Origin of the sequence: Salsuginibacillus kocurii DSM 18087 (assembly GCF_000377705.1) — a bacterium.
Taxonomy (GTDB): domain Bacteria; phylum Bacillota; class Bacilli; order Bacillales; family Marinococcaceae; genus Salsuginibacillus; species Salsuginibacillus kocurii.
The window spans coordinates 706,311-727,315 of the sequence record NZ_KB898623.1; the positions used below are offsets into that span (position 1 = coordinate 706,311).

At 41.9% G+C, this 21,005-nt stretch carries 21 protein-coding genes; all 21 read right to left on the reverse strand.

Going from position 1 to position 21,005, the window contains the following annotated elements; translation table 11 throughout:
* Window positions 1–64: 64 nt before the first annotated feature.
* Complete coding sequence (locus D469_RS0103455) at window positions 65–559, reverse strand: hypothetical protein (RefSeq protein ID WP_018921973.1); 495 nt, start codon at window positions 557–559, stop codon at window positions 65–67.
* A gap of 437 nt (window positions 560–996) precedes the next feature.
* Window positions 997–2,589, reverse strand: coding sequence for a flagellar filament capping protein FliD (fliD, locus tag D469_RS0103460; RefSeq protein WP_018921974.1), 1,593 nt, complete (start codon window positions 2,587–2,589; stop codon window positions 997–999).
* A 105-nt stretch (window positions 2,590–2,694) separates the two neighbouring features.
* Window positions 2,695–3,057 (reverse strand): flagellar protein FlaG, encoded by a 363-nt coding sequence (locus D469_RS20905; RefSeq protein WP_169577107.1) that lies wholly within the window; start codon window positions 3,055–3,057, stop codon window positions 2,695–2,697.
* A gap of 63 nt (window positions 3,058–3,120) precedes the next feature.
* Window positions 3,121–3,396 (reverse strand): hypothetical protein, encoded by a 276-nt coding sequence (locus D469_RS0103470; protein WP_018921976.1) that lies wholly within the window; start codon window positions 3,394–3,396, stop codon window positions 3,121–3,123.
* A 196-nt stretch (window positions 3,397–3,592) separates the two neighbouring features.
* Window positions 3,593–3,784: a YjfB family protein gene (locus D469_RS0103475; RefSeq protein WP_018921977.1), complete on the reverse strand. Its 192-nt coding sequence runs from the start codon at window positions 3,782–3,784 to the stop codon at window positions 3,593–3,595.
* 22 nt (window positions 3,785–3,806) lie between these two features.
* A complete protein-coding gene (locus D469_RS0103480) occupies window positions 3,807–4,181 on the reverse strand; it encodes a DUF8042 domain-containing protein (RefSeq protein ID WP_018921978.1) in 375 nt (124 codons plus the stop codon).
* A 210-nt stretch (window positions 4,182–4,391) separates the two neighbouring features.
* Window positions 4,392–5,750: a Na+/H+ antiporter family protein gene (locus D469_RS0103485; protein ID WP_018921979.1), complete on the reverse strand. Its 1,359-nt coding sequence runs from the start codon at window positions 5,748–5,750 to the stop codon at window positions 4,392–4,394.
* Window positions 5,751–6,002: 252 nt separating this feature from the next.
* Window positions 6,003–6,965, reverse strand: a complete 963-nt coding sequence (locus tag D469_RS0103490; RefSeq protein WP_018921980.1) for a 2-hydroxyacid dehydrogenase — start codon at window positions 6,963–6,965, stop codon at window positions 6,003–6,005.
* Between the two features lie 52 nt (window positions 6,966–7,017).
* On the reverse strand, window positions 7,018–8,538 hold the full coding sequence (locus D469_RS0103495) for a xylulokinase (RefSeq protein WP_018921981.1): 1,521 nt from the start codon (window positions 8,536–8,538) through the stop codon (window positions 7,018–7,020).
* A 13-nt stretch (window positions 8,539–8,551) separates the two neighbouring features.
* Window positions 8,552–9,373 (reverse strand): class I fructose-bisphosphate aldolase, encoded by an 822-nt coding sequence (locus D469_RS0103500; protein ID WP_018921982.1) that lies wholly within the window; start codon window positions 9,371–9,373, stop codon window positions 8,552–8,554.
* A 13-nt stretch (window positions 9,374–9,386) separates the two neighbouring features.
* Complete coding sequence (locus tag D469_RS0103505; RefSeq protein WP_018921983.1) at window positions 9,387–10,430, reverse strand: zinc-dependent dehydrogenase; 1,044 nt, start codon at window positions 10,428–10,430, stop codon at window positions 9,387–9,389.
* Window positions 10,431–10,454: 24 nt separating this feature from the next.
* Window positions 10,455–11,732 carry a TRAP transporter large permease gene (locus tag D469_RS0103510; protein WP_018921984.1) on the reverse strand — a complete coding sequence of 426 codons (1,278 nt, stop codon included), beginning with the start codon at window positions 11,730–11,732 and terminating at the stop codon, window positions 10,455–10,457.
* A 1-nt stretch (window position 11,733) separates the two neighbouring features.
* Window positions 11,734–12,237, reverse strand: coding sequence for a TRAP transporter small permease (locus D469_RS19495; protein WP_018921985.1), 504 nt, complete (start codon window positions 12,235–12,237; stop codon window positions 11,734–11,736).
* A gap of 75 nt (window positions 12,238–12,312) precedes the next feature.
* Window positions 12,313–13,416, reverse strand: a complete 1,104-nt coding sequence (locus tag D469_RS0103520; protein ID WP_018921986.1) for a DctP family TRAP transporter solute-binding subunit — start codon at window positions 13,414–13,416, stop codon at window positions 12,313–12,315.
* 148 nt (window positions 13,417–13,564) lie between these two features.
* Window positions 13,565–14,431 (reverse strand): MurR/RpiR family transcriptional regulator, encoded by an 867-nt coding sequence (locus tag D469_RS0103525; protein ID WP_018921987.1) that lies wholly within the window; start codon window positions 14,429–14,431, stop codon window positions 13,565–13,567.
* A 267-nt stretch (window positions 14,432–14,698) separates the two neighbouring features.
* The gene (locus D469_RS20910) at window positions 14,699–15,766 is read right to left on the reverse strand and encodes an S-layer homology domain-containing protein (RefSeq protein ID WP_018921988.1); all 1,068 of its coding nucleotides are present in this window, start codon (window positions 15,764–15,766) and stop codon (window positions 14,699–14,701) included.
* 196 nt (window positions 15,767–15,962) lie between these two features.
* A complete protein-coding gene (locus tag D469_RS19505) occupies window positions 15,963–16,322 on the reverse strand; it encodes a hypothetical protein (protein WP_156816885.1) in 360 nt (119 codons plus the stop codon).
* A 17-nt stretch (window positions 16,323–16,339) separates the two neighbouring features.
* Complete coding sequence (locus tag D469_RS0103540; RefSeq protein WP_018921990.1) at window positions 16,340–16,597, reverse strand: hypothetical protein; 258 nt, start codon at window positions 16,595–16,597, stop codon at window positions 16,340–16,342.
* A 235-nt stretch (window positions 16,598–16,832) separates the two neighbouring features.
* Complete coding sequence (locus D469_RS21940) at window positions 16,833–16,973, reverse strand: hypothetical protein (protein ID WP_156816886.1); 141 nt, start codon at window positions 16,971–16,973, stop codon at window positions 16,833–16,835.
* 251 nt (window positions 16,974–17,224) lie between these two features.
* Window positions 17,225–20,632 carry a flagellin N-terminal helical domain-containing protein gene (locus D469_RS22415; protein ID WP_018921991.1) on the reverse strand — a complete coding sequence of 1,136 codons (3,408 nt, stop codon included), beginning with the start codon at window positions 20,630–20,632 and terminating at the stop codon, window positions 17,225–17,227.
* Between the two features lie 236 nt (window positions 20,633–20,868).
* Window positions 20,869–20,997 (reverse strand): flagellin, encoded by a 129-nt coding sequence (locus D469_RS22420; protein WP_420834847.1) that lies wholly within the window; start codon window positions 20,995–20,997, stop codon window positions 20,869–20,871.
* Window positions 20,998–21,005 lie beyond the last annotated feature (8 nt).

A 21,005-nucleotide genomic window follows, 5' to 3' on the forward strand; every position in this document is an offset into this window, starting at 1 on the left:
GAAAGAATGAGAAAGGACGGAAGAGATGGTCACATTGCTGGCCATCTCTTCCTTGTTAATAATATTAATTCATTTGTTTATCAAACTTTCGCTTCGGCTTAAATCCTTCTTCAAGTAAATATTGCTTCGCTTCATTATACGATGGAAACGTTCCGTCTAGTTGTTCACCTGCATAGACGTTCCACATGTCATCTTCAAGAATGATAGTAAGCTTATGCCCTTCTTTGTCCATCCATATTTCATCAATATTTTGAAGAGTTTCCTCTACTTCACTAACTGCGTTTGATTGCAGAGAGTCAATTGAGCGTTCAATGATCGAACGTAATTCTTCTTCTGAAAAATCACGGATATTAACCATCCCTTTAGGATCTTTTTTCGGCACTTTAAGTGTTGCAGCATAAACAAACCCATTTCCGTTTGGATGCAAATGGTATACGACATTTTTTTTATCACTGTCGCCTCCCACATAATGAAAATTAACACGATTTAGCGATATATCGCGGCGTTCTAATTCTGGGAAAGACTCGATAAGTGCAAGTTTTTGATCAAATGTAAGCATAGTTCCTCCAAATAATTCTAATTTAATAATCCATTATATCATTAGTATATATTAACAAAAAATACACTAAATTGCACATCAACTAATTTTCAGATGGCCTAGTAGTGGGCTTCCCGCGAAAGAAACGAAGTTATGGAACGATGGCTTCTTATTGGTGCAAAAAGCCTTACTACCAGTACCTCTTCTGTAGTAAGGCTTTATCTTTGTTGCGCAGTATCAGTCTACTATGTAATACAAGATTTAACCTGATCCTTTAGCAGAAGACGCATTTAATTGATAAGCCATAATGCATCACTTTCTATCGGAAGCAAGAGAAAAAGGCTTCTCAAAAATTTTCAAAATTAATGAGAAGCCTACAATAATATTCTTTATGTTAGCAAAACACTCTCATCTTACCAACAAATCCTTATAATCAAGGGGTTCAGGGGCAGATCACATCACCCACCCATGCCTCCGCCGCCCATTTGCGACATCATCTGTTGTTGTTGCTGCTGGGCTTCCATCATGGCTTGTTCCATTTGCGTGAACTGGTCCCAGTAGCGGTCTTCGGTTTGTTGGAGGCGGCGTTCAAAGTTCTCTATGTTATCATTTTCGCGTTCGAGTTCTTGGCCGAGGGTGAAGCTTTCATTGGTCATCGAAAACTCATTGCCGGCGCGCTCGCCAATTTGGTCAGAGGTGTGGCTAATTTGGTCACGGAGCTGTTGGGCTACGCCCTGGCCGCTGCCGTCTTCGTCAGAGCCGTCGCTGTTAAACAATTGATATACGGCTTCCGGGTCTTCTTCTACCGCTTCACGGAGCTCGGCTTCATCTACTTCGAGCCGGCCCCCCTGGCGGTAATCTTCTGTTGTCGTAATCCCAATTTCAAATAGGTGAGAGTAAGATGCATTGTCGCCCGTATCGATTTCACTGTACATTGTTTGGCGCATGCTGGTCACGGCTCCAGAGAGAATATCATCATTGCGGAGCAGTCCGCTTTCCGCCAGCTCTTCCCACTGCTCAATTTCTCCGTCGTCTAATTGCGCGCGCTGGTCATCGGTAAGCGGCGCATAGTCGCGATTATACTCTTCATTTAAACGCCCATTCACACTATCAACTAGCTCATTGTAGCCATCGACAAAATTCATGATCTCATCAACCATGTTATCTGTGTCTGTTGAAACCGATAAGTTGACTGGTCCGTCTTCAGCTTCGAATTCATCATGCAGATCAATGTGCACGCCTTCGTGCTCAAAGGAGTTCTCCCGGCGTTCAGTCTCGAGCCCATTCAGAGTGAAAACGGCATTTTGAGCATCTGTTTCATTCTCTTCTGCCAGATTCAAACCGTCTGTCATGAACCCTTCTTCAAATTGGATTTCAGTACCTCCTTCAATGCGTCCGTCGTCATCTGTGCTTTCTTCATTAAAAATGCCCGTGTCTTCACGTGTAATTGAGATTTGCCCCGATTGTTGGTCGAAAAAAGCCTGGACACCAAGATCAGACGTATTAATATCATCAAGGAGATCGTTTAAGGAATCGCCTTCTGCAATTTCAAATGTTTCATTCACTTCTTCTCCATTTTCATTAAAGGTGGTAATCGTAAATTCTTCTTCATCGTAGTCCCACCCATCGATGTACTGAGCTACATCTTCCAACGCCTCGTCCGGATCAAATTCATTTGCTTCAGTATCATCTGTATAAATACTTCCAGCCGATACATTGCTCGCCGCTGCTGCCAATTGATCCACTTCATCAATCCGATAAGCAGCGTCATCCACATCGGCGTTAGCTGTCGCGCTGACTAAATTCTCGTTCGAGCTTTCCACTTCTTTTGATGTCATGTTGCCGCGGCGGGTGACGCCTTCAAACAACTGCTCGTCAAACTCGGCAAATTTCGTGTTCATTTCCCGGTACTGCTCGGTTTTGATTTCAATTTCATTGCGGTCCGCTTTCATGTCCTGGAGTGGTTCACGTTCTGCTTCCATAATTTCGTTTACTTGCGAATCAATATCCATGCCAGAAACCATGCCAGCCATGCGCATCTGCGTATCCATAGGTTAGCCTCCTTAGTTTACTTTACATCGTAGGAAGAAAGGTGAAAAAACAGCAAAAGACAAGCGCTCAAGGTTCGCTTGCCTTTCTTTGATTTTCAGCAGCCCTTAAATTCTTTCATCAACGAGCATGCCGACGTTTTCCATCATGTGAGCCACCATATCGAGGAACTTCTCAGGCGGAACTTCTCGAATGATCTCTTCCGTTCCGCGCTCAAGCACTTGAACGAACACACGCTCCAAATCATCATGAATATTGAACTTCAAATCGCGGAAATTCGCAGAAAGAAATTCATTCATAGAGTCCACTTTTTCCTCGAGCACTTGGTGATCCCACTGATCTTCGCCTTTTTTCACGGTCTCTCGAATAGATTCTGCCAGCGTTTCCTGTCTTTGCGTCATCGGGTTTCTCGTGGTTGCAGCAGGTTCGAGCTGGCTACTCGGAAGACGCACCGAATTACTTGTATTCATCCGCATGGACACTCCCTTCCCACGACGTAAAATAGGGAATCTATATCTAGTATCGGAGAAAATTTAAGGAAGTTTAGCATTATGTGGATTTTTATTTTCAGGCGCACGCAATTGTAGATTTTTGTTTTTTAAAAAATAAAGCACACGGTTAATAGAGAGTTCCGTATTGTTAGCTACCTCCATGGCATTCGCCTGCGGATGATGCTGAAGATACGAGCGAATTCGTTTATAATCTAGACGGTCTGCCTCTTCACACGTCTCGCAAAACGTTGTAGACTGATCAGACTTAATGCGACCACAGTGTGGGCAAAGCCGCCCGGCAGAGTTATGGTTATTCATTCCTCCAACCTCCCAGTGTATGGTGGTACAGCTTATCATACCGCCTCCGAAGAAACGATGGATACCTTTGTAAAACACCATTGTTGATGGATACAAGAGCCGTCGCCTGCGCTGTATTTATATTTAACTAACCTCATTTAATGGAGCCCAATTAACAAGCCACCCGACAACAGTCGAGCGGCCGTAAATGCAAACGTTATAAAGAAACGTCAATGGAGCTGCCTTTGTGCGGTTCTGCTGCTTGCTGCATTTTCATCGATTCCGTCATGTCCTGAATGAAATCCTTCTGTTGGTCGCCGCTGTCCATCGCTTTTTTCATAAGCGACACGTCAACCTGCTGAGCAGCCCGCTGCTCGGACATCACCATAGAAAGACCGCCAATATCCATACTTCCACCTCCCCTACTCGAATTAATGTTCTGTCACTAACGGTCCAAAGAGCGTATTCATTTCATGCTGCCATTTTTTTAAACGGGGGATGAGCGTAAATTGAAGAATTTCATTAGCCTTCCCGTATGTTTCCTCTTCAAAAGCTGTGACGATGTGTTCGATGCTTGCTTCCACCTGTTTCCCCTGCTCCAGCACGGGAAATAGATCTATTTGTTCAGGGTCAATTTGTTCAAGCGCTGACTGTACCGAAGAATATCCAGTCATCACATCATTCATAAGGCGCACGCTCTCATCATAGTTTTCATTGGTCAGAAGCGTTTGCGTATGTTCTGCCCCTTCTATAATCGTTGCGGATAAGTCTAATGATTTTTCAAAAACTTCACGGAGATGTTCCACCTCGGGTCCTCCTAACTATGTAACACAAAATAATCTTCCTCCACTAATATCGGTTAAAGACTGAAAAATATTAAATGAAAAATCGAGCCATGTATAAGCGTAACACACCATGACACGAGAGCAACGGAAGTTTAAGACTCACACTTTTTTCTCAAACAAAGCCCCGTTGTAGAACACAACGGGGTCTTTGCTCTTATGAAAAAAATCCACTTACAAAATCATCGCCGTAATTAAGCCGAAAATGAGTAACGGAATGTTGAAGTGTAAAAACGTCGGTACGCACGTATCCCAAACGTGATGGTGTCTGCCATCGGCATTTAACCCAGCGGTCGGGCCGAGGGTGCTGTCTGAAGCCGGGGAACCAGCATCTCCGACGGCACCTGCTGTTCCAATGAGCGCAGCGGTAGCCATTGGCGAAAAGCCTAACACACTGCATAGTGGCACGAACAACGCAGCCAGGATCGGGATCGTTCCAAAGGAGGATCCAATTCCCATCGTGATAATTAAACCAACGATAAGCATCGCCATGGCTCCGATGAACTGATTGTCACCAATTACAGCGGTAGAAGCTTCTACAAGTTCATCCACTGCCCCGGTCTCTTGCAGGACAGAAGCGAAACCGGAAGCGACGAGCATAACGAACGCGATCATGCCCATCATTTTAATTCCGTCGTTTACAACATGCTCGCCTTGTTTAAACGGAATGACTCTAAACACGACCATTAAAATAATACCTGTCAGCGCCCCTAATATGAGTGAGTCGGTAATTAATTGCACCGAAAGCGCGACAACAATCGCAACGATTGTGAAGATATGATAAATCGAAAACGTGGTCTCTTCTTCTTTCGCCGCGGCTGACTCTTCTTCCGCCCCTTGATGCGCACCTAGCTGAGCACTAGGCTCACGGTCTTTTCGGTACGTAATTAATATCGCAACCAACAAGCCCAAAAACATGCCAAACCCGGGCAGGAGCATAGCAAGTGGAATCTGGCCAAGGCTGATCTCCATACCATTTTCAATCATTTCATCCTGAATGACGCCATGAAAAATAAGGCCGAAACCTACAGGAATCATCATATACGGAGCTTTCAAACCAAACGTTAATGAAGTAGCCACCGCTCTGCGGTCCAATTTCATGCTGTCAAATAAACTCAAAAGCGGCGGAATCAAAATCGGAATAAATGCAATGTGCACAGGCACGACGTTTTGCGACAAACTCGCCACCCCGGCAATAGCAAAGAGCAAGAATGCCTTCTTCCCTTTTAAAACATTGATTAAATGACGAAGCAGAAAACCAGTAATGCCAGAGTAGCCGATCATCACGGCAAACGCTCCCAGCAATATATAACTTAACGCCGTATCGGCCTGTCCACCCATCCCGTCTACGAGTAATTCAACCGAGTCAGTCAGCGATAAACCAGAAATAAGGCCGGCAGTGATCGCAGCAAGTAAAATCGCTACAACCACATTCACCCTCAACAAACTTAAAACAACCATCAAGAGCACTGAAATTACAACAGCATTAAACACAAGATCCATCCTTCCATATAAGAGGAAGCTTCTATCCATATAAGAGCTTCCTTCATTTTCAAATTCAGAATGTATTTCTTTCCTTTTGTTCCTTATCAAATCGTCAGGTGGCGAACACCTTTACTACTTTATCAGACTAAAACAAGCAAAAAAAGAAGCTGTACCGAAAAAATCGTGACAATTTTTCTGGTACAGCTTCCTGCATTCTCCTATTCGTTTTGAAAGCCTGGGTTATTGAATAAATGCTAGTGCATGAGAAGAGGGCACATATTGTACTGTGCCCCTCTTTTATCAATTAACTAAATGCTTTGGTGTTTCCCCTTTGAGCCCTAGTAAAAGATCTTCAGCTGCCACAGCAGCCATTTTCTTCCGGGTGGCAATACTAGCACTTCCGATATGAGGCAAGGTAACTACATTGGAAAGTTCCAATAAAGGATGATTTAGACTGACTGGCTCTTCATCAAATACGTCTAAGCCAGCAGCCCAGATCTTTTTTTGTTTTAATGCAGAGTACAGAGCATCTTCATTCACGATGCCGCCTCGTGATGTGTTTATCAGACAAGCTGAACTTTTCATCAGTTGTAATTCTTTTTCACCAATCAGATGGTGAGTTTCAGCTGTATATGGAGTTAAAATTGAGATGAAATCTGAATCACTTAGCAGCTCCTCCAAGCTTGCATATTGAAGTCCTAGCTCTTCTTCAATTTTTGGTTTGCGTGAGCGGTTATAATAATACACCTCCATATCAAAACCTTTTGCTCTTTTAGCTAGCGCCTGCCCAATTCTGCCCAGTCCGATGATCCCCAATTTCGCTCCATGAATATCTTGTCCTGTTAATTGCATGGGGCTCCATGTTGACCACTTTCCAGCGCGAAGGTAATTCGATGATTCTATAAGACGACGAGCTGTACTCATCAACAAAGCAAATGTTAAATCAGCAGTGGTTTCAGTTAATACGCCCGGAGTGTTCGTAACCATAATATTTTTTTGTGAAGCTGTTTCTACGTCAATGTTATCGTAGCCCACTGCCATGTTACTCACAACTTTTAAATGACTAGCATTTTCAATGATCTCTTTATCAATAGCTTCAGTTAATAAACAAAACAAACCATCTACTTCTCGTGTTTCTTTTACTAACACTTCTCTGGGAACTGGCTGATCTTCTTTGTCCCACATCTTGACATTGCACTCTTCTTCTAGTATTTGTAAGGCTTCATCCGGTATTTTTCTCGTAATATAAATGGTTGGTTTCATACATGTCTCCCTTTTAAAACGATTGAATGAAAGAAAAACCTATTCTAAACAATTAAGAATAGGTTTTTTCAGCTTCCGCGTAAACGAGCGAATGTTTACGGTAGAGAGGCTTTATTGTAGGGTAAATTTCACAAAAAAACTGATAAAGATCTTGGTAGAACGTTTGAAGCTCAGTTTTTGGTTTTATCGTTTTATAAGTTGAATTCTTTAACTGAAAGCTGGACTCTTCAAAACTTGAAATATAACCTAAAGCTTTGGCAGCTAGTAGACAACATCCTATCACTGCTGTTTCAGAAACATTTTTCACGTTAATGTTAGCGTTCAAAATAGTAGCCTTTGTCTGAGCCCAATGTACATTCTTTGACCCACCACCAATTGAACAAAAGGAATGAGGATCCTTTAAATTATAATTGGTGTTAATAATGTCGTAGATTTGTTTCAGGCCATAAGAACAGCCTTCGTATATGGCTTGTAACATATCGGCTTTACTCGTATTAAGATGAAGCCCGAAGAATACTCCCCGGGCATCTCCATCCCAAATGGGTGCCCTTTCCCCTAACATATAGGGAAGAAAAAAGACGCCACTTGCCCCTGGAGCGGAAGATTTAGAGTACTCTTCTAAGACTCTGTCCTTACTTCCATGTTCAGTATTTTTCAAAAATTCATTGTAAAACCATGCTATGCTCGCTCCAGGAGTTGACATTGGTCCATGGGAGAGCCATTCGTTTTTAATGACATGGCATCTGTTTAACATTCTTGTGTCCAGCTCTTTTGGGTTGTCTGTACATACTGTTAACACATTCGAAGTCCCCACAGATTCGAACATTTCTTGTGGTTTTAATCCAATCGCTAAGGAAGAACAAGCAGTATCAGCCGCTCCCGCTACCACCATAGCTCCATCGATAGTCGGGTGCAATGAAGCAACATGCCCTACTTTTTTAGCTGGATCTACTACTTCAGGCAATAAGTTAGAAGGTATGCCGGCAGCGGTTAAACGTTCTTGGGACCAATTATAAGTTTCAATGTTAAATATCCCTGTAAAAGAAGCTTGCGTCCAATCCATGACAAACTGATTGGTTAACTTGTAAAGTATAAACGACGACAGATGCCCCCAATAGGCCGTTTGTTCATAGACATGTGGCAGGTGATTCCGCACCCACATTAAGTTAGTGACGGAACTCATGCCAGGATCAATTCTATTCTGTACATTCTCCTTTGCCTGCGGGGACAAGGCACTCTCCAGCTGGTTAACCTCCTCCTCGCCCCGTCTATCCATATACATGATGCCATTCATAAGAGGAGTGCCCTCTTGGTTTAAAAACACAGAGGCATGGCAAAAGGAAGAAATAGAGATTCCCTCTACGGTGCCACCTAGTCTTTCTACCTCTTGCCCAGTTTCAATCAATAATCCACTAATAACCTGCCAGATATCTTCTAAATCTAGTTCCACTCGATTTTGCTCAAATAGTAATTCATATGATTGGTATTTATAGAATTGAAACGAGCCATGACGATCAAACATTCCAATCTTAATACCACTGGTCCCAATATCGATCCCAACTATATGAGACATAATTTATGCCTCCCTAGGTCTGGCTTACTTTTGTTAGGTCTTCATAATATTCTAACGCTTCTTTTACGCTGGCCTTGCCATGGATAATATATTTTAAGGCTTTGACTATAGAGGTAGGGTCATTCGTATTCCAAACAAAACGGCCAAAGGTGATCCCTGTGCCTCCAGCATCAATTACGTCTCTAGTCATTTTAAAATAATCTTCAGGCTGATCCCCGATATCTCCCCCGGCAACTACAACTTTTGCAGGTGATGAGTCAACAACTCGGGAAAAGGTTTCAGGATCTCCAGTATATTTGGTTTTGACGATATCCACACCTAATTCTGCCCCTGTACGAACGGCATAAGCTACATGCCTCCAATGATCTTTCTCTTCAGTTGGAATCTGGTTTCCACGCGGGTAAATGTGCGCAATTAAAGGAAGTCCGTATTTAAAGGCTTGTGATGAAATGAGACCTAAGTTTCTAAGTTGTTCAGGTTGGTCATCCCCACCAACTATGCATCCCATCGAAACAGCGTCTGCGCCTAATTGCATAGCTTCTTCTGCATCTGCTACCCAGGTGTCGTAATTTGGCTGCCACGGACTAAATGTTGAACATTTTAAAATAAAAGATGTTTTAGTGGCATGCTCCTGGAAACAGGAATGTGCCAGCCCTTTGTGCATGGTAATCGCATCTGGGCCACCTTCAATGATTTCACTAACTTTTCTTTCAATCGGCATTAATTCATCAAACATACCCCGAGCCATTGCTTGATCCACAGCTACTGCCAGCAATCTTCCGTCTTCCTCATTCAACAAACGTTTTAAGCGAATTTCTTTTCCTAGTACACTCACACTATCACTCCTATTAATTATTTAGATCTAGTACTGTTTTCATTCCAGTCCCATTCATCACATCCTGAATCGCTTCATTGATTTGTTCAAGTGAATATCCAGGAGTAGTGAGAACATCCGTATCGATTCTGCCATTTGCAATTAATGATAAGGCTTCGATGTTGTCTTGCCTTGTAGAAGCTGTAGTTCCAACAATATTAAGTTCTTTGTAATGAATCGCATTAGGGTCGATCTCGCTTAAGTCGTTTTTAGTAAAACCAGCAAAAAGATTAAGGGTTCCACATTTTTTTAGTAAGCTTATACATTCAGAAACAAGACCTGAAACTCCAATAGCCATCACCACTTTATCTACGCCTTTGTTCTCTGTGATTTGCATTACTTCATCATAAAGCGATTGTTCCTGCGGATTTACCACAACATCAGCCCCAGCTTGAAGCGCTTTATCACGGCGATGGTCGACAATCTCGCTCACAATGACTTTGCCGGCTCCGGCAATTTTGGCTAATTGAACATGCATTAACCCGATCGGCCCGCTTCCAATAACAACGACGGTATCATTTAATTTGATGTCTGTTTTTCGCAAGCCGTTCACACAACATGCTAATGGCTCTGTAATAACAGCATCTGATAACGCTACTTCCGGTGGGATCTTTAGTAAGTTGCGGTTGCTTACCGCTTCTTCCGGAATTTTCACGTATTCTGCAAACCCTCCATCAAATTCATAACCTATCGCTTTCCGATTTTCGCAAGCATTTTCCATTCCATTTAAGCAGGCATAACAATGTTGACAAGGTATAATAGGGATAACGCTAACCCGGTCACCTGTTTGATAATGCTCCACCCCCTCTCCGGTTTCCACAATTTCTCCAACTGTTTCGTGGCCAATTATTGATGGGGTTCTTACTCCTTTTGTTTTCTTGCCAGTGTAAATGCGTACGTCAGTCCCACACACCGCGCTGTTAATAACTTTGAGAAGCACCTCCCCTGCATGTACTTTAGGTGTTTCTACCTCTTTTACCTGTATATCTTCTTGTTTATTAAAGATTGCTGCTTTCATCTTTCTCCACTCCTAACTTTGCGCTTATAAATCTAACCGTTGGATTGGCTCTGTAATTAGGCCAGGGAAAAATATAAAGATTGAAATCATTAGGATGACAACGATCATCCACGGAAGAATGCTTTTTGAAATCTGTTCGATCGATAAGCCTGTAATATTGGATGCTGCATATAAACAGACGCCTACTGGAGGAGTAATTAATCCAAAAGATAAAACAATGACCATAAATACTACGAAAAAGAGTGGATCAATTCCCACCATATTGATAGTTGGTAATAGGATAGGTGTTAATACAAAGATTGCCGCTGTCGCATCCATAAACATGCCTACTACTATCAAAAAGCCGAACAACAGCAATAATATAACTACCGGATTTTCACTAACCTCGCTAATAAAAGCAGCTACTTGCCCTGGTAAACCATCATATTGAAACACCCATGTTGCTACTTGAGCTGTAACAGCGATAAATAGGATAGTCCCTGTCAACTTGGCTGTGCGATAGAACACACTAGGCAAATCCTTTAGCCCCAAGCCCTTGTATACTAAGGTGGAAATAATTAAAGTGTATAAAGCAGCGATACCGGCAGCCTCTGTCGCTGTAAAGTAGCCGCTTAATATACCACCCAAAAGAATGACCGGAGCCAACAAAGCGGGGAACGCTTTTATAAAACTCTTACCAATTTGAGGGAAAGCAAATTCGGTTCTCTCTCCAATGTTATTCTTCTTGCAGTAAATATAGTTAATCACCATTAGCATCAAAGCTATAGATAGACCTGGAATTAACCCTGCGAACAATGCCTGACCAATTGAAACTCCTGCCGTAGCTGCTGCGATAACCATTAATATGCTTGGTGGTATAACGGTGGCAAGCATGGATGAGATTAATGTGATCGCTGTCGCATAGCTTTTCGAATAACCGTTGCGATGCATAGCATTTATACTGATACGTCCTGTACTTGCCACATCTGCTACTGAAGAACCGGCCATGCCTGCAAATATAAGACTTGCTACTATATTTACATGGCCAAGCCCTCCAGCCATCCACCCCACAATGCTTTTAGCAAAATCAAATATTGATTCCGCCACTTTCCCCTCATCCATTAATATTCCAGTTAGAATAAACAGAGGCACAGCCACCATGATAAAGCTATTCATCGCACTAAACATCGATTGAGCAACAATGTTCAAGGAAATTCCTTCTAATAAAAAAACAGTGGCGAGACTTGATAAGCCGAGCGCTACAGCTATAGGCAAGCCAGTTAACATTAATACAAAAAATACAATTATTAGAAAAATCGACAAGTCATTCTCCTCCTTTCCCTAGAGCATTGGAAGAGGAGAAAACAGACTGTAACAAATTAAATATACTCAGCACTGCACAAAGGGGGACACATAGCCCGATCCAGGCAAGTGTTATTCGAAGCACTGCGCTCGTATCACTTAATTGTTGTGCCATTAAATTAAGCCCAGTAACAAACAATAATACGAAAAAACAAATGGTTAACAATGTGGTGATTACAGCTAATACATTTTGAAATGAACGAGGTAATAACTTTATAAAAAAAGTAATACGTGGGGATTCATCATTGCGAAAACCAATCGCTACCCCTAAAAAAATGATCCAGATAAAAATAAATCTTGTAAGTTCTTCTGTCCAAACGGTTGATAAATCGAGAGGACGACTTATAATCTGAAGTAACACAACAATTAACAAGGAAAGGGTTAATATAATAACAGCAGTATCTACCACATAGTTCACAGAGTTAGTACATTTCTGTAATAATCCTACCTCCTTCTTTTTTTGCATAAATGTGAACCCCTCATCTCTGTTTTTTATATAGAGAAGTTGAGCTATACTAGCACAACTCCTCTTTAATGAACATTAATCTTTTCCAACAAACTCCAAGACTTCGTCAAAGTAATCATCGTCTTCTACAACTTCACGAAACTCCGGATACTGACTTTGAGAAATTTCAACAAATTGCTCTTGATCTTCAGAAGACACTTCGTTAACTTCCATTCCTTCTTCTTCCAAGGTAGCAATCATGCCATCAACTTCTTCATTGTCATAATCGCGAAGCCATCCCTGCATTTCCTCACTCTGATTTTCAATTACTTCTTGCTGCTCGTTAGACAAATCATTAAACGTGTCTTGATTGATTCCTACAACCCATGCATCTGCCATATGGTTTGTCATGCTAATATAATCCTGGACTTCATAGAAGCTGGAATTAACCGGAATTTCTACTGGGTTTTCCTGACCGTCAATGGTTCCTAGCTGCAACGCATTATAAACTTCACCAAAATCCATCGGTGTAGGTGAAGCTCCTGCCTCTTCAAAAAATTCTACCCACAACGGATTATTAGGAACTCGAATGTCTAACCCTTCAAGGTCAGAAGGTTCATTGATTGGATTTACTGAGTTTGTGATTTGACGAAAGTTACGGGGCCAGTAAGTTAGTCCTTCAATATCCAAGACATCAATATCATCTAATAATTGAAGAGCCAATTCATCATTCAACAGGTCTAGATATTGATCTTGGTCATCAAAAAGATAAGGAACACTAAACATGTTAAACCTTGATTCTGAATTCGCGTAAACAGTAGAGGAAAGGGCAAGCATATCCAAAGAGCCATCCCCTAGTTGATTAATTGCAGCTGATGGATCTTCCCCATATAAAGAGCCATCCCCATGAACTGTAACTTCAATGGAACCATTGCTTTCTTCTTCAACCTGTTCAGCAAATTCATTAGCTGCTACAGTAATTGAAGCGCTTTCAGGATCGGGCGTAGCAAAATTTAAAGATACAGACTCAGATTCACTTTCTTCTGCTTCCTCTTCACCATTTTCCTCCTCTACTTCGTCCTCCGTTGCTTCCTCATCTTCGTTTGTACCCTCTGCTTCTTCTACATCGGCATCTTCATCTCCACACGCACTAAGCATAAAAACTAAAGACAGTGAAAAAAGACTCAATTTCCACTTCATCGTATCCCCCCGAATTTTTATTTGAATATTCGAACTCTAAATAGTTCGAATATTCATGACAATTAATTTCTTAAATTGAGTATATAACAAGGTGGTGATTTCCTTCAAGTTTTTTTAAAAAAAATAGAGATTTTTTTCAAAAACATTTTTACAGGCGCTTATTAATAGTAGAGGACCGTGTTTTTTGAATGTTGTTATAAGCGCTGTCATACCTGTTGTTTGCCACTCCAGCAAACAATGTATCGATAATTGTTAATTGAGCAATTCGTGAAGCGGTAGCATCAGTGCGAAACATGGTTTCTTTTGAAGTTGTGTATAACGTGATATCAGCTACCTTGGTGATTGGTGACTTTGAAATATTAGAAATACTTATAACCGTAGCCCCTTGTTCTTTTGCCAGCTTTAAAGCATGCAACGTATCAGTGTGGCTGCCTGTATGAGAAATTCCAATTGCAATATCATTTGGTGTTAACACACTCGCTGACATGGCCTGCAAATTCGCATCTGTATAGGCAAAACACTTAATTCCTACTTTTAAAAACTTATGTTGAGCATCTAAGGCAACATTCCCAGAGCCACCAGCTCCGTAGAATTCAATAGTATTTGCTTTAGAGATGACTTGAATTGCTTGTTCAAGTTCTTCATCCGAACAAATTTCCATCGAATCATACAAGGCTTGAATATTAGACTGGAAGATTTTTTTCTTAATCGTCACTACCTCATCGTGCGGGTCAATAACTTCATGTATATGCTGCTCAGGTTTAATGATTTCTCGCGCTAAATTAATTTTTAAATCCTGAAACCCTTTATAACCTAACTTTTTACAAAATCTCACAACAGTGGATTCACTCGTATTACTTAGTTCAGCCACTTCCGTGATAGATTGGTGAATAATTTTTTCATAATCATTGAAGATATACTCCGCTAATTTTCGTTCTGCTCCTTTTAGTTTTGGAAAAATTGAATCAATACGGGTTAACAAACCCGTGTTAGCATTGACATTAAGTTTAGCCATAATGGTGAACCCCTTTCTAAAGTTATTACGAAGAACCCCTCTCCCCAATAATAAAAATTACATGAGGATAAGGTACGTTTTCTTTTTGTTTCCCTTACTGACCATTATAAAGAAAATCTGCAATTCATTTTACCTAAAATATATAATATTTGCATCATTAAGTAAGTGGCTAAAAAAATAATAGAATCTCCCTGGGAAAATACTCTTTAAAAAAATCCTGCGACGAATAATCGCAGGAATAAGAAACACTATTGTTTAGCACGAATCTTATAAGGAAAGCCACACGCCTACCGCACGCAACTCCTCCGTGGTCCAATCAGAGAATTGAACTTCAATTGTTGTGCCTCCGGAAAGCTCATAAATGTAATCGTAAGTTCCGTCATGCTCGTTTGAAAAGGTGCGAGTTGGCTGACCCCACACATTTCGTACTTCTTGCTGAGTCATGCCGGTTTGGTCTTCCACAAAAATTTCAAGAGTTAGAACGTCATGATTGCCATACGTGTTGTATTGATAGCTCATGTCTTCCACAATGTAGTAGTTACAGTGGTTATAGACGTGATATAACCCGCCGCGCCAATACGCGCTGTCATCCTTGGGTCCATAAGCCTCATACAAGGTTGCGGCTGTGTTGGTATTGTAGCGGGAAATGCCACAGGTCGTGTAATTACCAATTTCGTAGTTGGCCATCGTATTCTCATTAATCACCTGCTGGGAGAGCGGCGTGATATGAGCATCTTCGCTTCTAAAATGCTGCGGCGTGGTCATCCCCTGCTGATTCATTCGATAAAAGAACGTCGCAGCTTCAGCTCTCGTTAACCCACTGTCAAAGCCGAACCGATCAAGTCTGCTGCCGACCGTACTCTGCCCTGTGCTTAAGCCTTCATCAAATAACCAATCAACCGCTGCAGGCAGATCATTTCCTTCCAAACCTTGATGTGCGCTTAAGATCTGCGCCACGATCCCGCGTGGTACATCCCCATTTTTAAATGTTTGATGATATGTACCCGGCAGATAAATGCCTTCATCCGTTAAACGATCGTATTGTCCCTGCGCCCAGTGACCGGTTGCATTCCCATTTTCAGTCTGATTGAAATACCGATTCGTCATGGTGACAAATTCGGCTTCCGTGACATTTGCATTTGGTCGGAAGTCCCCGTTTTCAAAACCGGTGACCAACCCTTCTTCAGCCGCCCATTCAATCTCTGTGTTGGCCCAGTGATCCTGTGATACATCAGGAAAGCCGGCTGCATCCCCACTTTCTACTCCTGCAAATAATATAAAGCCCCCTACCAAGCTGAACAGCCCTGTCTTCAAAAAATGTTGCTTCTTCTTCAATTTCCCCCACCCTTTCATGATGTTTGAGCTAAAAGACTTAAGTCTTTTATATTAGTATAATAGCTGAAACTTTATAAAACTTCCAGTGCTTTACCTGGTTAAAATAAAAAAGAAGCTTTGGGTCCCAAGGATATCTGCCTCACATACCTGGCACCACATAATAGTGGTAAATATCACTCAAAAACTTACTCCTCTATCATACATCTGGATTAGAGCGGTAATATCCTCCACCTTCTTCAGCAGTAAGATCTACAGAAGTGTCTCCATCACCGTCTCTCCAATACGAATCTACTTCTACCCCATCTTCGCGAACATATCCATCTACATGGTGAGGTTCTACGAAGTGTTCACCATTATACTCCACACCTTTTACATCGCTTGTTTCTTCACTTCCAAAGTCTCCGGCTACATCCACAATGCCGACAGCAATTGTGCCAATTGTAGCTGTCTTCGCAACTTCTGCTGCGCCTTTTTTCATTTTCTCTGAATCATTAGTTTTATAACCTTCATAAATATCTTTTCCGCTGTAATATGTATTCTTTGCCGTTCTAGACAAACCTTTAGCAGTCCTAGTTACTGAATCTCCCAATTATGTAGCCCTTGATCCCGTTTAGCCGTATCATCTTGAATGAGCCCATATGTTGTATCTACTACCCCCTCAGTAGCTTGTCCTACTGTATCACCAGCAAATTTTGAAGAGTGATATATTCCATCTCCAATTGAAGAAATAGATTCCTTATTTGATAGTTCCCCGACTATTTTAAACGGACTCCCTAACACTGCACCTGCAGCTCCCCCAAGAAACTTCCCTGTACTTCGAATAAAACTCATTCAAATAGCCTCCATTTATCATAGTTCTTTATGATTATATGGCACAGTGGTAAAAGATACTACTATTTTACCAAATTAAACAAAATATTTAAGATTTTTATTGTTTTAGAAAGATGGTAATCGCTTGTTAATCTTTTATCGCTACTAAAAAAATATAAAAAAAGAGCCCTATGGGTTAAAAGCCATAGAGCTGTTTCTGACTACTATGTTAATAGAAAGCTATTAGTACAATTACTTATTGTTTCTCTGTTAATTGCTTAATTTGTTGTTCTAATTCGTGAATTCGATTTTCAAGGTGATCACTATAAGCATGTGTTTGATGAAGTGAGTTAGAAAACTCGTTTAGTGGACTTTGATTATGATAGACACGGTTCATTGAAATTGTTTCCCAAGCACTATCCCGACCTGTTACATCAATTGTCGCTTTTCATAACGATATTTTATCTAAATCTATTTCTGCATATAATATTCCTTCTTCATTAAGTAATGGACCGGCAAGTCTCAGTATTTCCATAGGGGTAAGTCAGTCCAGTCTTGTTTCTTATAATATGTGATATAGGCAAACTAGAACCGGCTTTGCTTCTACTATGCTCAACACAGAGCTCTTTATTTACAGTTATCACTAGATTACATTAACAATTGCAACACGACATCTGCTCGCTGATTGGCCTGGGCTTGCATGGCGATGGTTGTTTGAGAAAGCAGGTCTGCTCTTGTTTGTTCCATCATTTCCTTTGCCATATCAGCGTCACGAATACGCGATTTGGCTTGGGTGAGGTTCTCACTTGTTTGGTCGTTATTTGCCTGAATATGGTCCAGGCGGTTGACCTTGGCCCCAATATTGGAACGTTCAGTCAGGGTGAAGTCTATCGCATCATCGATGACTTTTAAGCTTTGTTGGGCGTTGTCGTAATTGCGGACGCAAATTTGTTCCGTTTCTAGCAGCATGTTGTCGAATGACCGGACAGTTGCAGTGATCGAATCACCAGATGAAGGACCGACATGGAAGGTGCTTTCATTACTTTCGTATGCCGTAACGTGGCGCACCCGGTAGTCCACTTCAATCGTGTGATTCTCTTCCGGATCGAGACCAAGCGACTGGTCATCAAGCTCGACGGTATCACCAACAAGTGCAAACTGATCGGAAGACAGACGTTCACCGTCTAGTCGCACATCAATGGTATCTGGATCAATCTCTGTAAATAAATGCTTAAGTTCTTCTTCGTTACATTTTACGCGTAAATCCATAGACATGGGGGTTTTGTCGAGAGGAACATCTGTCGAGTTATGATAAAACGCTTCGAGCTTTGTATCTTCCAGTTCGCCTTCGACGTCCGGACGCCAATCACCTACTAAACGAACTTCCCCATTTTCATGAACATATCCTTCGCTCGGTACTTCTTCTCCGTTCCATTCCACCTTGTACACTTCTTTGTCCTCTAGTACAGCCGTGCGAATGGCTTGTTCCTTTAATGTATGCACTTCATATTTACCGGCCTCTTCGCCAGCTTTTGGCCGTGCGTCTCCGTGCAAACGTACTTTACCGCTGCCTTCATCCACCGTAAATCCGTGCTCGCTGTCATTTGCCAGTTGTTCACCGTCTTTAGTAACAGCCACAGATTTTGGCGTTGAATCATCTTCATCCACCCCGTATACAAGAGCGTCAGAAGATAGGCGAAAGTCGTAAGTATCATCCTGCAAACTTACCTGGGGATTTTCATACGCATAGCTGACTTCTATGTCTTCATCCGAGTCAGGACGAGAGTCACCAAAAATGTTAATACGGTTTGTATCACTGTCATACGTGAAGCCATCATTCTCTTTAGGGTCGTACTCTATTTCTTCTCCATCGACTTTCACTTTAATGGATGAGCGGTCTCCATCCAAATCATACGTTTCAGGTTCTTCAGCCAAATCAACCTCAACAACGCCATCTTGCGTAGTGCTATTAATTGCTTGAATAAACTCTACTTCATAGGTGTCGCTCACATTCGGACGTGCATCTCCAAACAATTCAAGCCGATTGTCACTTTCATTGAACTGAAAACCATTTGTATCGTCGTACTCTATTTCTTCGTCACCGTTTCGATACAACCGAATCGAGCGCGGCTGATCTTCATCTTCTTCCCCTAAGTTATAATTTTCCGGTACGTCACTCCTCCAGTTACTAAAATCATCAAAGTGAATGCCATAAACATCTTCATCAGTGGCTCCCGAAATAGCTTCTTCTACGTACTCAACTCGCACGGATTCTCTTTCAGGAATATCCGGCCGCGCATCACCGTGCAGTGTTACTTCACCATTTTCTGGATCGAATGAAAACCCTTCTTCTTTGTTTTCATCATACTCAATTTCTTCGCCGTCTACATAAATTCTCAGCGGCCGAACTTCATCACTGTCTTCCTCAAAGTTATAATCATTCATATCATCAGGAAGGCCATCGTATATGTATACTTCGTTGTTTCCAGCTCCATCATCGCGATAATGAACATTTACATCTTCATGATGCGCTGGCCGCTTGTCTCCGTATAAAATGATTTCGTCGTTGTCCTCATCAACATAAACTCCATCTGCTTCCGCAGGCTCAGAAGGTTTTTCAGCCAGCAGCTCGTCCCGTTCTACAGAAGTGCCGCCAATCTGAATATCAAGGCTCCGCGGGCCATCGCTGCCGTCCATATTATACACATCCGCATTGGCAGGCAGGCTCCGAACATAAGTGTCATGGTCAGTATCTGAAGAACTGACATAGGAAATATCATAGTAGTCTTGCGCGCTGTCTGCCTCTTCTTCTCCAATAATAGCATCACCGAAAAACTCAATCTCTCTTCCGTTTACGATATAACCTTCGTCTGGTGCTTCTCCTTCACCATCCCAAAATTCCAGGCTCCGCTCACCGTCACCGTTCACTTTCTTTACTTCGAGTGAAGCGTTACCTTCATTCATTCGGTAAAGGGAAGGGGCTTCTGAGAGAGAAAGCGTATTGTTTTGTGCGTCTGTATTCAGATTTAAGTCGTCCTCACTTGAAATCAGCATCTTTTCATTAACAACTTCTCGATCCTCTACATCGACACGATGAATACGTCCTTTCTGATCCGAATAGACAAATGAAGCATCATCTGCACTTGAATCCGAGGAAAAACTAAAACTTCCACCAGCGTAGTCAAAACTTTTCACATTCTCCCAACCATCATTGTATTCTTCTAGAATAAGAGAATTGTCTATCGAATTCTCACGTAAACGAAGCGTCTCATCAATTTTGGTAATTTGGTCAACCATTTTAACGTCTTCTGGCTCGTGTTCTACAGAAGGATCACTCCCATCGGCTGGCACTTCATATTTACCGCCATCACGTTCTGAGGTGAAAACAATCTTTTCTCCATCCTCAGACCAGCGCGGTTCAATATCTGCCACTGTAGTGCCCACTTCCTGCAACGATCTGTCTCGATGGTTGGTTATTCTAGGGTTCACCTCACTTGTATGATCTATCCTTTCTGTCATTGCGGGCAATCCATCTGTTCTTGTGCTGTTTTCGACCGTATCCACAGTACGACTTGTAGTAGAGGTTTCTGTGGACGTGTCTTTTGAAGTGGACCGATCTTCGTATACATAATCTTTCGGATCTGTGTTGGAGAACGGCTTCATCGTATTAAATTCCGTCTTCGTCACTAAATCGTTTAGCTCTTTTTTCAACTCATCGATTTCTTGTTGAATGACTTGTCGGTCAGCAGCCACCTTGGTGCCGTTGGAAGCTTCTATAGTTAATTCACGGGTTCGTTGCAGAATCTCATTAATCTCTTCCATTCCACCTTCGGCCGTTTGCAAAAAAGAAACCGCATCTCTAGTGTTGCGGGAGGCCTGCTCCATGCCGCGAATTTGCGCGCGCATTTTCTCTGAGACCGCCTGACCCGCCGCATCATCACTCGCACGGTTAATCCGCAAACCGGAAGCCAGCCGTTCCGAAGCATTCACCTTGGCCCGCTGATTTTGCTGTAATTGCTGGGTGTATTGCATCGATGGACTATTGGCATGAATCATGATAAAACTCCTACGATAATAAAGTATTTAAAGTTAATATCGGCATAATTTTACATATTTAAAGAGGTTTACATAGAAAAGAATCATTTTTTTGCAAAAAATTGATTCCTATTATACAAACAGTTGGACGTAGAATAAACGTTGATTGAGGGACTGGGTTCCTATTGGATAGTAGAGCCATAATAAAAGTAAAAAAGCTCCGGACAAAGTCCGAAGCCTTAAAGAAAGGATACTTCTTATTGCAACAACTGAAATACGTTTTGTGGATCTTGGTTCGCTTGAGCAAGCATCAATTGAGAACCTTGGTTCAAGATATTCACCGGAGTCTGGTTCCTCATCTCTTCAGCCATGTCAGTATCCCCGATACAAGACT